The sequence below is a fragment of the Bradyrhizobium sp. CCGUVB4N genome, assembly GCF_024199945.1.
In the GTDB taxonomy this organism is placed as follows: domain Bacteria; phylum Pseudomonadota; class Alphaproteobacteria; order Rhizobiales; family Xanthobacteraceae; genus Bradyrhizobium.
This window is the reverse complement of record NZ_JANADP010000001.1, coordinates 1,156,243-1,171,411: the sequence shown is the minus strand read 5'-3', so window position 1 is coordinate 1,171,411 and position 15,169 is coordinate 1,156,243. Positions and strand designations below refer to the sequence as shown.

13 protein-coding genes are annotated in these 15,169 nt (G+C 58.6%); 2 read left to right on the top strand and 11 right to left on the bottom strand.

The window, feature by feature from the left end; translation table 11 throughout:
• Positions 1-27 precede the first annotated feature (27 nt).
• Entirely contained in the window at positions 28-1,584 is a 1,557-nt protein-coding gene (locus NLM31_RS05480) for an AMP-binding protein (RefSeq protein ID WP_254191693.1), read from the top strand.
• Between the two features lie 744 nt (positions 1,585-2,328).
• Here the strand turns inward: NLM31_RS05480 and NLM31_RS42935 are convergent.
• From NLM31_RS42935 to NLM31_RS05430, 11 genes are all read right to left on the bottom strand, one after another.
• Positions 2,329-2,460, bottom strand: coding sequence for a hypothetical protein (locus tag NLM31_RS42935; RefSeq protein ID WP_256562434.1), 132 nt, complete (start codon positions 2,458-2,460; stop codon positions 2,329-2,331).
• 357 nt (positions 2,461-2,817) lie between these two features.
• Positions 2,818-3,747: a LysR family transcriptional regulator gene (locus NLM31_RS05475; RefSeq protein WP_254128348.1), complete on the bottom strand. Its 930-nt coding sequence runs from the start codon at positions 3,745-3,747 to the stop codon at positions 2,818-2,820.
• Between the two features lie 71 nt (positions 3,748-3,818).
• Positions 3,819-4,631, bottom strand: a complete 813-nt coding sequence (locus NLM31_RS05470) for an IclR family transcriptional regulator (protein WP_254099599.1) — start codon at positions 4,629-4,631, stop codon at positions 3,819-3,821.
• 4 nt (positions 4,632-4,635) lie between these two features.
• A complete protein-coding gene (locus NLM31_RS05465; RefSeq protein WP_254128346.1) occupies positions 4,636-5,754 on the bottom strand; it encodes an ABC transporter ATP-binding protein in 1,119 nt (372 codons plus the stop codon).
• 10 nt (positions 5,755-5,764) lie between these two features.
• A complete protein-coding gene (locus NLM31_RS05460; RefSeq protein WP_254128345.1) occupies positions 5,765-6,496 on the bottom strand; it encodes an ABC transporter permease in 732 nt (243 codons plus the stop codon).
• Between the two features lie 76 nt (positions 6,497-6,572).
• Positions 6,573-7,361 (bottom strand): ABC transporter permease, encoded by a 789-nt coding sequence (locus NLM31_RS05455; RefSeq protein WP_254099605.1) that lies wholly within the window; start codon positions 7,359-7,361, stop codon positions 6,573-6,575.
• 113 nt (positions 7,362-7,474) lie between these two features.
• Entirely contained in the window at positions 7,475-8,536 is a 1,062-nt protein-coding gene (locus NLM31_RS05450; RefSeq protein WP_254128344.1) for an ABC transporter substrate-binding protein, read from the bottom strand.
• A 44-nt stretch (positions 8,537-8,580) separates the two neighbouring features.
• The gene (locus NLM31_RS05445; RefSeq protein ID WP_254099609.1) at positions 8,581-9,636 is read right to left on the bottom strand and encodes a hypothetical protein; all 1,056 of its coding nucleotides are present in this window, start codon (positions 9,634-9,636) and stop codon (positions 8,581-8,583) included.
• Positions 9,637-9,758: 122 nt separating this feature from the next.
• Positions 9,759-10,568 carry an enoyl-CoA hydratase/isomerase family protein gene (locus tag NLM31_RS05440; RefSeq protein ID WP_254128343.1) on the bottom strand — a complete coding sequence of 270 codons (810 nt, stop codon included), beginning with the start codon at positions 10,566-10,568 and terminating at the stop codon, positions 9,759-9,761.
• Positions 10,569-10,580: 12 nt separating this feature from the next.
• Positions 10,581-12,140 carry an AMP-binding protein gene (locus NLM31_RS05435; RefSeq protein WP_254191692.1) on the bottom strand — a complete coding sequence of 520 codons (1,560 nt, stop codon included), beginning with the start codon at positions 12,138-12,140 and terminating at the stop codon, positions 10,581-10,583.
• 542 nt (positions 12,141-12,682) lie between these two features.
• Positions 12,683-13,585 carry a LysR family transcriptional regulator gene (locus tag NLM31_RS05430; protein WP_254191691.1) on the bottom strand — a complete coding sequence of 301 codons (903 nt, stop codon included), beginning with the start codon at positions 13,583-13,585 and terminating at the stop codon, positions 12,683-12,685.
• Positions 13,586-13,735: 150 nt separating this feature from the next.
• On the opposite strand from NLM31_RS05430, the gene NLM31_RS05425 reads away from it, so the two are divergent.
• Positions 13,736-15,142, top strand: coding sequence for a VOC family protein (locus NLM31_RS05425; protein WP_375143623.1), 1,407 nt, complete (start codon positions 13,736-13,738; stop codon positions 15,140-15,142).
• The last annotated feature ends 27 nt before the right edge of the window (positions 15,143-15,169 follow it).

Sequence of the window (15,169 nt, the reverse complement as noted above, 5' to 3'; positions counted from 1 at the left end):
AAGAAACAACCAAGACGAGGTGGAAACATGTCACTCCACGCTTTCCCTGCGGTTTGCGAGCAAACCCTGCGGGCGCTCGCACGCTACCCCTCCCGAACAGCCTTTAGCTGGCCGGAGGGGACCCTAAGCTATCGAGGCGCTTTCGACCTGATTGGACGCATGCAGAGCGTCTTTATGCAGATGAATCTGCCTCCAGGATCGCGCGTCGCACTCCTGACCGCCAACCGGGCAGACATGTGGTGCGCGAGCGTCGCGGCGCAGCTCGCCAGGTTCGGCATCACTTGGCTGCACCCGCTCGGCTCCCTTCAAGATCAACTCTTTCAGCTTGAGGACTCAGAGTCCGCGATGCTGATAGTCGACGCGGCTGCGTTCCACGATCGAGGCGGCGAGCTCGCGGCGAGCGCTGCCGGGCTGAAAGCAGTGTTTACCCTAGGTCGCGCTCAATACGGTACCGATCTGCTGAAGACCATCGAAGCCGTCGGACACGTAACCCCGCGCAGCTTCGCCGAACCCGACGACATCGCAATTCTCAACTATACGGGCGGGACCACAGGGAGATCGAAGGGAGCGCTTCGATACCACCGCCAATATGGCGGATTCGCCGGCGCAATCCTGGCCGACTTCGAGATTCCGGAGGCAGCTCGGTATCTTGCCGTCGCTCCGATCAGCCATGTCGCAGGAACCAAGGTGCTTCCGACCTTGATGACTGGCGGAACCATTCACATGCTGAAGGGCTTCGATCCGGAAGCGGTGCTCCACACAATACAGCGCGAGCGCATCAATTTCACACTCTTCGTACCGACCATGATTTACATGCTACTCGATCATCCGTCGCTCTCAAGGACCGACCTCTCGTCACTCGAACTAGTCTTGTACGGTGCATCGGCGATGTCGACGAGCCGCCTAGTCGAGGGGATCGAGAGAATCGGACAGGTATTCTCTCAGCTCTACGGCCAAACAGAGTGCTATCCGGTTTCGGTGCTGCGCAAAGCCGACCACGATCCGAATACGCCCGAATTGTTCCTTTCTTGCGGCTTCCCGATATCGGTATGCGATGTAAAAATTCTCGACGACGACGATCAAGAAGTGGAAACGGGCGAAGCAGGCGAGATCTGCGTTCGTGCACCGCACGTCATGGCAGAATACTGGAAGCAGCCAGACATCACAGCCGAAACGTTGAAGAACGGCTGGCTGCACACTGACGACATCGCCCGTAAGGACGAGCGTGGTTACATGTTCATCCTTGATCGCAAGAAGGACATGATCGTTTCCGGTGGATTCAACATCTTCCCGCGTGAGATTGAAGACGTCTTGTCAGAGCACCCTGATGTCGCGATGGTCGCGGTAGTGGGCATTCCTGACGATAAATGGGGCGAGGCCGTCACCGCGATCGTCGTCCCGCGCGAAGGTTCGAACCCCAATCCCGACGAGTTGATCAATTTGGTCAAATCCCGCAAAGGCTCTGCTCATGCGCCGAAACAAGTGCAGCTTGTCAAACAGTTGCCGATGACCGGGGTCGGAAAGGTCGACAAGAAGGTTCTACGAGCGAACTTCTGGACAGGACACGACCGGATGGTCGGATAGGTCACCCACAGCATCAGGGCTTCAGCAGTGTGCGTTTGACGCGTTGGCCCGCGATCGACTGCTGGGAGACGCCAACGACCGATGGTCTCCCTGATCGCGGATAGGACCCCCTTCTCGTCTGCGAAGCCGAGTGGACTGAAGCGGTACGGCGCGCCGGCCACTGCGAATCCTGTACCGGTCTCAACGTTGCGCCGCAGGGGAGGAAACTCGCCCCGCGGCTTCAACGCTTCTCCAGAGATATGATTCAAAGCGAGACCTAGCTAGAGGCCTCAATTCGGGTTGGCGCCAGAGGCTTGCGAGAACGTCCGGGGGCGGCGCGGACTTTCTCGCGCGTGGGCCACTTTTGGGCCGTCGGGATCATGCCGGGTGCGGCGGCACACGACTAAACAGCGGGCGGCTTTTTTTGGACAGATGCTCCGAAGGCTGGCGTCAAGGATGCGATCCTTGCGCTTTTCGGCGAGCAAGAAAAGCCCGACTTCCTTTCGGAGGCCGGGGCTTTGGATGGCTGGCTATCGCAAGCATAGTTGGTTGCGGGGAGGCGCAACACCCGATTATTGCGATTGATTGAACAAGAGATTCCGAAGCTTTTTGCATGAGTAGACTCTGACTGCGTCCTCCTATTGAGAACTGTCCGTTATCAATGGCTTACTGGTCGCGCCGGTATTTTCAGGCCGCAGATGGATAGTCGTAGCACGATCATGGTGCGGAGGCTGAAGAGCAGAGCGTGCGTGGGCACGCGCGACCTCAGCCCTCCGGCTGGAGCAGTCCAAGAGTATCGTGCAGGGCTGGGCCGTCGTACTTGGTGCGGAACAGGCCACGACGTTGCAGTTCCGGCACGAGGCCGTGGACCAGCGGTTTCTGATCATCCGTCGCCATCACAAGGTGTCCACTTATTTTGGCGGACACCTCATGCATTAGCTAGAGCACTCAAAAGCAAGGATGCGGAGAAATTCGCGCTTACCCAGCAAGGACGGTACCGCTCGATCAATCACTGGGCTTGTGCGGACATAAACTGATGCCAAGATGCAGTAGACGAGGAACAACAACATATTCCCGTCGGGAGGCGATCTTGCGCTGATAGCCCACGTCTACAAGTGTCGCGACGCAGCGCGGGACGACATACTTCTAGCGCGGTGCCGGCAACCACCTGATAAAAAGAGGTCATCGCCGGAAGTCTCCAAGACCCGCGGGTCTCGTTCAAGCGTCGTTAGATGTAGGAGGAGCCGCCTTCCGTCATTTAGCGAATTTTTCAGGTCGTGGAATCCGTAGCCAGTTTTCATGTTGCTCCACGGTTGCCAAAACCACCTCGATCGCGGCTTTTACGGAACCCCTATGGTCCTCAAGGCGACATGCTGCCGACGTCCACCAATGGATTGGATCATTCTGGAGCGAGCGCCACACGAGCTCTTTGGTGCCTCCATCGCCACGGCGCTTTAGGAAGCGTGGCGTCGTAAACGTAACCGCTTGTTCCGTTCGGAGGAGAGCCGCGGTCATTCTAACGCCATGGAGAATTTTTGACGGAGAGTATCCTCCTTCAGCGCACAGTCTGAGCAACTCATCATAAAGGCCCGGAGCGTAATGTCGCGCGAACTGCACCAAGGGATATGGGCTAAGATCATCTAGGAAAATCCTTGGCTGGGAACAAAGTGGATGCGTGGCATCCATCACAATCCCAAGGGATTGAGCAAGTGGGGGGGATACCCAAAACCCCCTATCATCGAAGGGAAGCCGAAGGACGCCGATGTCGATGTCGCCTGCTCTCAGGAGGCTCTCCTGATCGGCAGTGCAGGCTTCCACAGGCTCAGCTTCAATCCGGAGTTGCTCAAGTCGGCGAACCAATTCTTCTATCACCACCCGAGACGTTTCTGGCGGGAGAGCAATTCGCACTCGGTGCCTGCGACTTGGGGATTGAGACCGAGCTGCTCGTACGGCCGCGTCAAACGCCAGAATGGCGTCGCGAGCGTAAGGAACAAGTGCCTCGCCCGCTTGTGTTAGCTCGACTTTCTTGCTCGTCCGATCAAATAGTTTGACGCCAATTTCCTCCTCCATGTCAGCAATGCGCTTGGACAGCGGAGGCTGGCTCATATGCAGTGCTCGTGCAGCCTTTGCGAAGCTCAGCGCCTCGGCCACTGCGAGAAAGTATCTGAAATGCCGGACATCCATTCCCTGCGATCCTCAAGCCCTGCGATCGATCGCTTTCGACCATGCCTGAGTATACCAGATCTGGACAGCCGTCACTCGCCGCCGTGCCAGCCATTCAATCGAGATAGGGCATGCCCGGCGTGAACGATGATAGGGGTGATGCGGGCGCTCGCTTCCTCGATGGACCATCGGGCTGTTGGGCAAGACACAGCCAAAGCGGCACAAGCGGTGCCATCCACATTAAGGATCGGCGCAGCGATAGACAGCCCACCCAGGAACAGTGGCGGCTCGATAAGCGAAAAGCCACGTACGCGAACTTCTTCCAGTCTCCTGAGCAGCTCGTCATTGGACGCCCATCGCGAACCGGTGCGCGAACGGATCTTCTCGACAATTTTCAGCTGCGCGATTTCGGGCATGTCTGCCACGAGAACCCATCCGGACGCAGACCCCTCGATAGGATACCGTGCACCGACAGGCACGGAGGCGCTAATAACTTGCGAACTCGGGACACTGGAAACGACGACAATCTCGGATCGATCCAAACGAGCGAGGGTCACCGTCTCGTCGAACCGCTCAGCAATGTCGCGCAAAAACGGCTGAGCGAGTTCAATTAGGTTATCTGCTGCGATATATCGCGAACCTAAGCTGAGGCTCTTAGGCGCCAGACTCAGTTGCTTGGTCTCCTCTTCACGCTGCAGATAACCGAGCTCACTTAGCGTGTAGACAATCCGCTGGATTGCGCTGCGTCCCAACCCTGTTTTGAGGCTCAGCTGCGCTATATTCATCGCGGGGCTGCGCGCCCCGAAGGCCTCGAGGACGATGAAGCACTTCTCGATAGCTTCGACAAAGAGGCGGTCGTCTCGATAGTCCGTGAAACTACCGCTCGCTGAATTCTGCGAAGCCATGGTCTCACGCATCGTGGGTGCGGTCGAGCAAGATCGTATCGGAAGGGCTCCAGGTAGCCCAGACGTGGTCTCCTGATGCGAGCGTGGCGAGCGGTTTGTGGCTCGACAACAACTTGACGCTCAAGGCGATATTACCGGCCGCGCGGAGCCGGACACGACTAACACCACCGATAAACTCAACGCCCTCCACGGTGCAAGCCAGCTTGTTATCGGCTGCGGTCTGGCCAGGGGTTGCCACGATTGAGATGCTCTCAGGACGCATCATCGCAAACGCTTGCTCGCCCGGCTTGAGAGTACAAGGCTGAGTGCTCCGAACCGAACCTGCTCCTTCGTCGAGTTCAACTTCAATGGTGGAACCTGATGAGGTTACTTTACCCGGAAGAACGTTCGACTCGCCCAGGAATTCCGCAACAAACTTGCTGGTCGGCTGATAATAGAGTTCGCGAGCTGCTGAAAGCTGGGCAATCGAGCCGTTGTTCATGACGCAGATCCGATCGGAGAGCGCCATAGCTTCGTCCTGATCGTGCGTGACATACAGTGCGGTGATGCCAAGCTGCCTATGAAGTCGCTTGATCTCAAACTGCATGGCTTCACGCAAGCCCTTGTCCAGAGCACCAAGCGGTTCGTCCATCAAAATGACCGGCGGATCATAGACGAGGCAGCGAGCGATCGACACGCGCTGCTGCTGCCCGCCAGACAGTTGACTAGGTTTCCGATCAGTCAGTTGGTCGAGTCGGACAGTGGCCAGCACGGCCCGCACACGGTCAGCGATCTCATTCTTGGCCACACCCCGCACTTTCAACGGAAAGGCGACATTGTCGAAAACGGTCATATGCGGGATTAGCGCGTAATGCTGGAAGACCATGCCGAGGTTGCGTTCGCGTGACGGCAGGTGCGTGATGTCACGGCCGTCCAGCAGCACTCGCCCTGTTGAAGGCATTGCGGCGCCGGCAACGATGTTGAGGAGCGTGGTCTTACCGGATCCTGAGGGCCCAAGTAGGCTGACAAACTCTCCCTTTCGGATAACGAGATCGGTAGCCGCTAAGGCAGTCATATCACCATATTGCTTGCTAACTCGATCAACCCGGAGTCGGACAGCTTCGGAATTCGCGGTGGCGTTCACGGATGAGCCCCTAGTGTGTTGGGTTTCGCTGGAGGAGCGCTGCGCCGAGGCATGCTGCTGCCGATACAATGGTCAGGAGAGTAGCAACCGCAGCCAGAACCGGTGACACTTCCCAATGAATTGCCGTGAACATCTTGACGGGTAAGGTGGTGGCCGAGGTGCCGCTCAAGAACCACGAGAGCACGACCTCATCGAAGGACATCAAGAATGCGAACAGAAAACTCACCAAGATGGTTGGCCGAAGTTGCGGAATAACGACATATCGCAGCACTTGCGACCGGTTGGCGCCCAAAACCTGCACAGCCAGTTCGATCCGCGCATCAAGCGCCTTCAATCCGGAACTAGCTGTTACGACTACGAAAGGCAGGACATAGGCCGTGTGGGCGAGGATGATGCCTGTCTTCGTTCCCGACAGGCCGGCTCGCCCTAGATAGAGATAGACGCCCAGGGCGAGGACGATACTTGGGACAAGCAGCGGACTCATCAATATCAGCTGCACCGCCGAGCGGCCTCTTATCCATGCCCTTGCGAGCCCATATGCTGCGGGCACGCCAACAAGAAGAGCGATCAAGGAGCTGACAAGCGCAACTTCAATGCTCGTCCAGAGCGATGTCATCCAGATTTCATCAGCGAAGAATCGCCGAAAGAGTCCTAGTGACCAAGTTGCCGGGGGAAACTGTACCTCGGCGCTGTCGCCGAACGCGATCGGGATAACGATCAGAGTAGGTAGCAGCAGGAACATGTAGACCGCCCACGCCAGGCAAGAGCCAATTCGGCGCCAAAGGGTCGTAGCCAGATCAGAGACCATTGTATCCCCCTTAGAGAAGACTCTCGCCGCGTTTCGCCCGGAGCAGTGCGGTAATGAGCAAGCCAGAGAGACAGAGCAGGATGATCGAGATGGCAGACGCGGTTGGCCAGTCCAGAACTTCCCGGGTGTAAAAATCGATGAGGTTGGCGATCATCATATCCTGTCGCCCCCCCAGCAGGGCAGGGGTTACGAAAAAGCCCAGAGACAGCGTCAAGCTCATAAGCGTACCCGCCAGTAGACCAGGTAGGCTGGCGGGCAAGATAGCATTCCAGAAAATTCGAACTGGACCCGCACCCATGACCGCCATGGCGCGCTCAATGCTCTGATTGCGTCCCAAAAGGCTCGCTAGAACCGGCAAGATGACAAACGGAACAAGGTAGTGGGTAAGGCCAATCATCACGCCCACTCGGTTGAATAGCATGGTGACGCCCGCCTCACTGCCGAAGATAGCTCGCAGCGTGCGATTGATCACGCCCTGGTCCCCAAGGAGGACGATAAAGGCGAAGCTCTTCACCAGGATGCTGGTCCAGAACGGAAGCATCACAAGTGCCATTAACAGGGCCCGTCTACGAGGAGGTTGGAGCGCCAGGTGGAACGCCGCAGGATAGGCAATCAGCACCGTCAAGGCGGTCGCCTGCAGGCTTATCGTAAGAGTGTTGCCTAAGACGCGCTGGAAAAGCGGCTCGCCGACAAGTGCGACGTAGTGCTGGGCCGACGGCGGGGTATCTAAGCTAAACGAGAGCGTGAATATCAGTGGAACAAGGAAGACACCCGCGAGAAGCAGCAGCGCGGGGGCCAAGTAGGCCCAGCCTTCTAGTGGCCGCAATGTGAAAGATGACATGCTTTTGAACCGTCTGCCTGGTGAGCGGAGTGATCCGCCCACCAAATTTCAGTAGGGTGACTTTCAGTTGCTCAAATCAAAAGCCACTGCTTGAACCGAGCCTGCAGCTTGTCAAAATTCTCTCCCCACCACTCATCGTTCAGTATTGCAGAATTCGGGCCTTCCAGATTTGGGACCCACTTGCGGGAAGCTTCGCTCATGAGGGGCACCGCCTTTTGATTGTTTGGCAGGAGACCGAGTTCGTCTGCAAAAGCCGCCTGTCGATCAGGACGCAAAATGAACGCGATGAACTGCATCGCTTCAGGTTTGTTGGGGCTCGCTTTGGGCACCGTCAGATAACTCACGCCCAGCAGCACTTGCTGCAGGGCGAAATCGATGGAAGCGCCCGATTCCTGCGCAACTTTGGCCCGATTCGAGTAGGTGTAGGAATAGTCGACCTCGCCGTTCTGGATCAACGAGATCGTTTGGGGCGTCTGCTCAACCCACTTCGTGACAATCGGCTTGATCGTGTCGAGCTTTCGGAACGCTCGCTCGACATCCAGGGGGTAGAGATCCTTCGGCGCTACGCCGTCGGCGATCAATGCGATTTCGAGCATCTCGGAAACTCGCGTCCGGAGCGCTCGCTTTCCGGGGAAAGCCTTCGCATCGAAAAATTCCTTGAAATTCGTGGGGTGCTTGCCTTCCGGGTGTGTTTTCGGGTTGAACGCGATGCCCCCCGCGAAGAAGTACATGCCGACGCGGTGTTCTGAGGCCGGAAGCTTGAGGTTGTCAGACTTGATGACGTCGCGGTCGAGAGGGGCCCAGAATCCCTGTTTCGTCCCGGCCAATGCTACTGCCCCAGACGCATCGAACACATCCCATTCAGAGCGGCCCATGATGGATTGGGCCTTGAGCTTCGCTAGGTCCGGGCCATCCGCAACTGCGACATTGATGCCGGTTTCTTTGGTAAAGGGCACGATCCAGTGCTTCTTCATCGCCTCAACCAGCGAGCCGCCCCAGCTCACGACCGTGATCGATTTGGATTGAGCCAGGGCACTACCGGTAATGGCAGGAGCAACTATCCCACCAATGCCGATGGCGCTGGCACCAGCAAGAATTTGTCGTCGATTCATACCGAGCTTGGTCTTAGTCATCGCATTCCCCTCTTCTTTCTGGTTATGACACAAGTGGTGGGTGACTACCGTAAGCGCGTGGCGCTTCCTTCGATTTTCCAGACTTCGGTACGGCTCTCGCTTGAAGCAGCGCCGTTCACCGCGACCCTGAAATCGACCTTGTCGGACAGCACCGCGATGATTGCGGGAAAGAGCTCACCGATTGCGTCGTGGATCTCGTCCGGAAATCCGTCCTGTAACGGCGCAAACTGCCGGCGTTCGATAAAGAACGAGCCATCTTTGCTGCGGCTCTGATGCTCGATGCCCAAGTCGCTCAAGATGTCCGAAAGAAGCCTGGCCATAGCGGGTGCATCTTTTTCAGCGCAGCCGAACCGGCTGGCGATTTCGCGAGCGTACTGCGTTCCGATGCCCCTTGCAGCTTGCGCTACAAGGTAGGCGGCATAAGGCACGCCATACGATCGCACCAAGACCCCGACAGGTCCGGCGGTATAACCCTCAGCGTAGCGGCGCCTCGCCTTAGCCAGCCGTTCAAGAGGCCATTCTGCTTCGTCCAGTCGGGGCGCGATCGCCGGATCGAAACCCGGACTACGGTCCACCGTCTCGAACTTCAGAGCCTCATCGTATGTAATATCGTGATCGTATTCGATGAAGTAGCCTTCATCGTAAGGGGCGCCATGCTGGTAAAGCTTGGTGCATACATACCCCAGACGCGGACAACCGAGCCAGGTACCGTTGTTCTGGTGCCAAGCACGGAACGCCCCAATCTGCGTCGAGGCCGGGATGGCGAGCAGCCCCGAGCCGGGGTACGCCCACGCCGGCGCGAGATAGCGGATCCAAGCTTTCTTCGGGCCTTCTTCGGCGTACTCCATATCAACCGCGCCGACTGCGCAATTCGACAGGTAGTGATACTTGGCAGCGGCGATCGCGGGCGGATCCTTGTCGATGCCGAGCTTCTTAAGACCAGCGATGAAGTGCTTGGCACCGTGTGAGCGCATGAAATTGAACTTGAGGTCAGCAACGCCTGACTCGCCCTTTTCCCTCATGGTGACCAGTTGCAATCCGGCGTACATGCGGGACCAGAGATAGGTGCTAAATTCGACGCTCGACAGTTCGGTAGGCATGATTGGGTAATCTCCAATGGGGGACCGTTCGGGCAACGCTTGGAAACGCCGTCCGGGGGAACTTCGCTCGGGGTATTCGTGGCTCGGCGCCTCGCGGCGCGGGTTGTGTCCAGCTTCAGCTATCAGCCTTCGGCCAATTTCTTTCGATAACGGCGGCGTTCGAAAAAGCGCTCGATCTCCTTTTGCGGCGCACCGACGTTGAACGCCTGCTCATAGGCTTCCATGGCCATGGCGATCGCCTTTCGATAGCGATCTTCGTCAAGCAAAGTATTGGCGCGTTTTGACAGGCTGTAAGCGACTTGAGGCTGCTTGGACAGCCGCTCCGCTGCTCTCAAAGCAGCGCTAAGCACGCCTTCTTGCGGGACTATCTCATGAACGAATCCGAGGCTGCGGGCTTCTTCGGCGTTCATCAAGCGGCCTTGCAGAGAGAGCTCAATAGCGCGCCGCCCCACTCGCTCCCACATCAGCCACGTCCCGAATATACTCGGCAGGCCGGAATTGATTTCCGTCTGGCCCATCGTCACGCCGGCGTGCGTAACGACGAGATCGCAGAACTGGGTGACCTGGAAACCGGAACCGGCTGCGACGCCATTCACCGCAGCGATAAATGGCTTTGGAAATTGTCTGACGGCATCGTAACAGCGGGTCAGGCGTCCAAGCCACGAGCCGATTTCCGACCCATCTTTGAATGCTTGTAGCTCCCAAAGATCTTGACCTGAACAGAATGCCTTGTCGCCTGCGCCGGTCAGGATCGCCGCCCTGATGCCTGGATCGCCCCCCGCTGCCGTAAGATGGCCTGCCAGTTGATCTCGAACGTCAGACGTCCACGCGTTGTATCGATTGAGGCGGTTGATCTTCAGGATCAAGACCCCCTCGCGAACCTCGCTCAAGAGCTCGTCGGAGTTTGGCTGGTTTTGGGGAGCTTCCAACATGACCCGGCTCCCTCAGACGTTCCGGACAGGCTTAAACCCGGCCTTCTCGGCGTCCCAAGCCGTGTTCAAATCAACGACGATATCGTTCTTTTTTATGCGCTGAGTCGGGCCCCGCGGGAACTCATCGACGATCTGAATGTAGCGGGGAATTTGGTAGTACGCGAGGCGCTCGCTGCAGAACTGCGCGATAGTCAACGGGTCCGCCTCAGCCCCGTCCTTGGCCTTCACAACCGCCAAGATATCCTGCTCTCCCATGGGCGATGCTACGCCCAAAACCGCGGACTCTTCAACGTTCGGAGCGGCATTGAGCACCCGCTCAACCTCCCATGCCGAGACATTTTCTCCCCGCCGGCGCAAGGCATCCTTCTTACGGCCCTTGAAGTAGAAATTGCCATCTTGATCGGTGGAGGCTGTGTCACCCGTATAGACGCAGCCATCGGCTCGGAGCACCTCCGCCGTCTTCTCGGGATCGCCAAAATACCCCAGCATGGTAATACCGGGCATCTTAGGCTTCAGCACGATTTCGCCGACGACGCCTGGCCCAACACGGTCCCCGTGGTCATCAACCAACCAGCTGTCAAACTCTTCTACCGGTGTGCCAATGGAGCCGAGGACATCCCGCATGTTGATGTGGGTGAAATTCTGACCTTCGCTAAGGCCATAACCCTCGCGGACGATCAGCCCGAACCGTTCTTCGAACTGACGCCAGGTGTCTTTCGGGCAAGCGGCGCCCCAAGCAATAGACACGGTGTTGTTACGCTCGCTCTCAGTCACGAGCTGCGAGAGGAGGATATTGATCAGGCCGCCCAGATAGTGAAATTTTGTAGCCTTTGCATCGGCGATCTGGTCCCAGAGTTTGGAGGCACTTAACCGCTCGACCATATAGATGCTCAGACCATGATGAAGAGCCATCATGACGGTCATCCAAGCTGCCACATGGTAGAAGGGCTCCCACAGGAAGAAAACATCATCCCGGTTGGCTTCGGACAATACGCCTGCGTTTTTTGCGCCGATCCAATAAAATCGGTCCGACAACATTGCGCCTTTGGGCGCACCGGTCGTACCGGAGGTGTAGTTAATCGCAAGAAGATCGTCGAGCGATCGCGAAACGGGGGTCACCGCCGACCGGCTAGCGCGGAGGAGATCGTTGAGACTGTGTTCGGAATTTCGGTTATCGCCATCCTCGAACCAGATCAGGACGGGGGCTTTGGGGACCGTTGCGAAAGCCGCACGTACCGCATCCGTTTGAACGCGATTGGCCACAAAAGCGGATGGCTTTGCACTCGAAACCTGGAGCTCGATGCCTGCGCTCTTGAGGTGAACGCTGAACGGCACTGCCGCAGCACCAATCCAGGAGGTCGCCAGATAGAGGGCAATGTGCTCGACGGAAGTGGTCAGCATAAAGCCGACCCGATCGCCACGTTTCACACCAGCCTCTTGGAGCGCGCCCGCCATTTCCTGGACTTTGGCGAGCAGGCTGCGAAACGTCGTTTGCTGCCCCTTGAATTTGCAGAAGACGCGATCGCCTGAGTCTTGGGCACGCGCGAGGAGAAGCTGGGGGATCGTCTGCATCGAGCCTGTCTCTAGGTTCGCGGCGCTTCAGTTCGGCCGAGTTGAGCGATTGTGTAGCGATTGCCGTTGATCGACCAATACCAATTGCACCTCGATCGATATCGTTTTGGAATTGATAGCGCCGCACTTGGAATTTGGAACTGACGCGTCGCAGAAGCCGAACGCTTAGCCTCGGAAGGCGACCGACGACACATCAGCGCCTTAAGATTCTCAGCGAAATCGTAGGGCAGCCTGGACACCGATCCACCTGGGATGGTGGTGCTTTAGCTTAGCTCCAGACCTAGGTGCTGCACGAAAACAGATGTTTAACGGGGCGTCTCTTGCAGGATCCACTCAAGGAAAGCGCGAGATAGAGGTCTGCCGCCCCTCCGGAACGACCACGTACGTAGTAGCATTTTCAGTTCGCCAGCCGGCGACCGGAGAAGAGTTCGGGAAGCTCAAGACAATCACCGCTACCGCCAGCGCTGCTGCCATAGACGCTGCGCACAACGCATTCAAAGCCTGGCGACTGTACCGCCGTAGAATGGTTCAGCGCCGCTTGATCAACGGTCAGGTGCAGTCTCCGCGAGCAGCCACTCCCGGAATGCGGCGAGCGGCGGGTACTTCGCCCGTTCGGAAGGCCAGACGAGGTAATATCGTTCGGGACTTTCCATAGGCAGGTTGATGGCTCGGACCAGCTTGCGGCTCGCGAGCTCATCCTGGATGAGGAAGGTCGGCAGCAGCGCCACGCCAAGACCGGCGATCGCCGCTTGGGCTGCGGTGGCAAACTGGTCGAACACCATCCCCTGAGTGGTCTTGCCGGGCGCATCGTGAATCGAGAACCACCGGTCCCAGGCATGAAAGCGCGTGGAGATGCTGAGCAGCGGCGCGTTTCGGAGATCGCCGGCAACACGGAAGTGGTATTGGCGCTTCAGGCCGGGACTGCAGGCCGGGATGACCTGTTCCGACCGCAACAGAGCCATCTCGGCGCCGGGCCATTCCGGCTGGCCGAAATGAATCGCAGCATCGAGCGACTCGACCCGGAAATCGAAATAGGACAACCGCGTTGCCAGGTTGATGGTGATCCCGGGATTTGCTGCCAGGAACCTCGGCAGACGCGGCGCGAGCCAGCGGGTGCCGAACGTCGGCAGGATGGCGAGATTGAGGCTCCCGCCCCTCGGGTTCGCATGAAGATTGAACGAGGCGGTGCTGATCTTGTGGAGCGCTTCGCGAATCTCGCCCGCATAGGATTCGCCGACGGAGTTCAGTCGAACGGTCTGCCGCTCGCGGATGAAGAGCTCCACCTCGAGCTGCTCCTCCAGCATCTTGATCTGCCGGCTGACGGCGCTTTGGGTCAGCTGAAGCTCGCGCGCGGCCAGCGTCATGCTGCCGGTCCGCGCGGTGGCTTCGAACGCCGCCAGCACGGCGGTGGAGGGAAGAAAACGGCGAGGTGTCTGCGGATCCATTGCTATCATTCCAATTCAGAATGACCTTCTGAATAAACATCGTTTGAATTGGCCGATCAAGCAAGGTCTAATCGCCGGATCATAACGAAATAGCATGAACTTGGGATCGGTCCGTCGATGACGGCCGATCCGCCGTCGACGGAGATGATGATGCCAGCGCTGCGCGCGGATGCGGACGAGATCCGTACTTTGTTTTCCCGCGCCATGTCGGACATGTACCGGGCCGAAGTGCCGCAATACGGCACCCTGGTGGAACTCGTCAACGACACCAATCGCGAGACCGTGCGGCAGCACCAGCAGCTGCGGGCGAGTCTCGCGCGCAGTGACGAGCTCGAGCGGTTGGGCGTCGAGCGTCACGGTGCCATCCGGCTCGGCCGCGCCGACGAATTGCGCGACATGCGCCGCGTCTTTGCGGTGATGGGGATGCATCCGGTCGGTTACTACGACCTGTCGATCGCCGGCGTGCCCGTCCATGCCACGGCCTTCCGGCCGATCGACGATGCCGCGCTTCGCCGCAACCCGTTCCGGGTCTTCACCTCGCTGCTGCGCCTCGACCTGATCGAGGATGAGAGCCTGCGCGCCGAGGCGGAGCAAATCCTAGGTCGGCGTCGCATCTTCACGCCGCGGGCGCTCGAACTGGTCGGCACCTTCGAGACGACGGGTCATCTGACCATCGCGCAGGCGGATGAGTTCGTTCGCGAAGCCCTGGAGACGTTCCGCTGGCACAGCGAGGCCACGGTCAGCCTGGAGGTTTACAGCAAGCTGCACGCGACCCATCGACTGATCGCCGACGTGGTGAGCTTTCGCGGCCCGCACATCAACCATCTGACGCCGCGCACGCTGGATATCGATGCCGTCCAGGCCGCAATGCCACGGCGCGGCATCGCGCCGAAGGCGATCATCGAAGGTCCGCCGCGCCGCGACTGCCCGATCCTGCTGCGTCAGACCAGCTTCAAGGCGCTGGAGGAACCGATCCTGTTCCGGCAGGCCAATGAGACGATGGCAGCCGGGACACATACCGCCCGCTTCGGCGAGATCGAGCAGCGCGGCGTTGCGCTCACGCCCAAGGGTCGCGAGCTCTACGACCGATTGCTCGCCTCCGTGCGGCAGGCCGGTGCGGCCGGCGCATCCGCACGCGACTACGACAGCGAACTGGCCGAGCGCTTCAAGATGTTCCCGGACGATTGGTCGGAGCTTCGCGCGCAAGGGCTCGCCTTCTTCCGCTATTCGGCGACGTCGGCGGGCATTGATGCATGCAAGCGGCATCCGCCGCCATCCAGCCTCGATGATTTGCTGGCTGCGGGTTTTCTGCGCTACGATCCGATCGTCTACGAAGATTTCCTCCCGGTCAGTGCGGCAGGAATTTTCCAGTCGAATCTCGGCACCGACCAGCAGCAAAACTACGCGGCGCGCTCCAACCGGGCTGCGTTCGAAGTCGCCCTCGGTGCTGGGGTTCACGATGAAATGAAGCTGTACGCGCAGGCGGAAAGGACCTCCCTGGAGCAGGCCGTGCGCCAGCTCGGGTCACCGCACCTTGCATGCCGGGCGATGGCCTGATTGAACCGCCCTTCAACTATCCAAGAG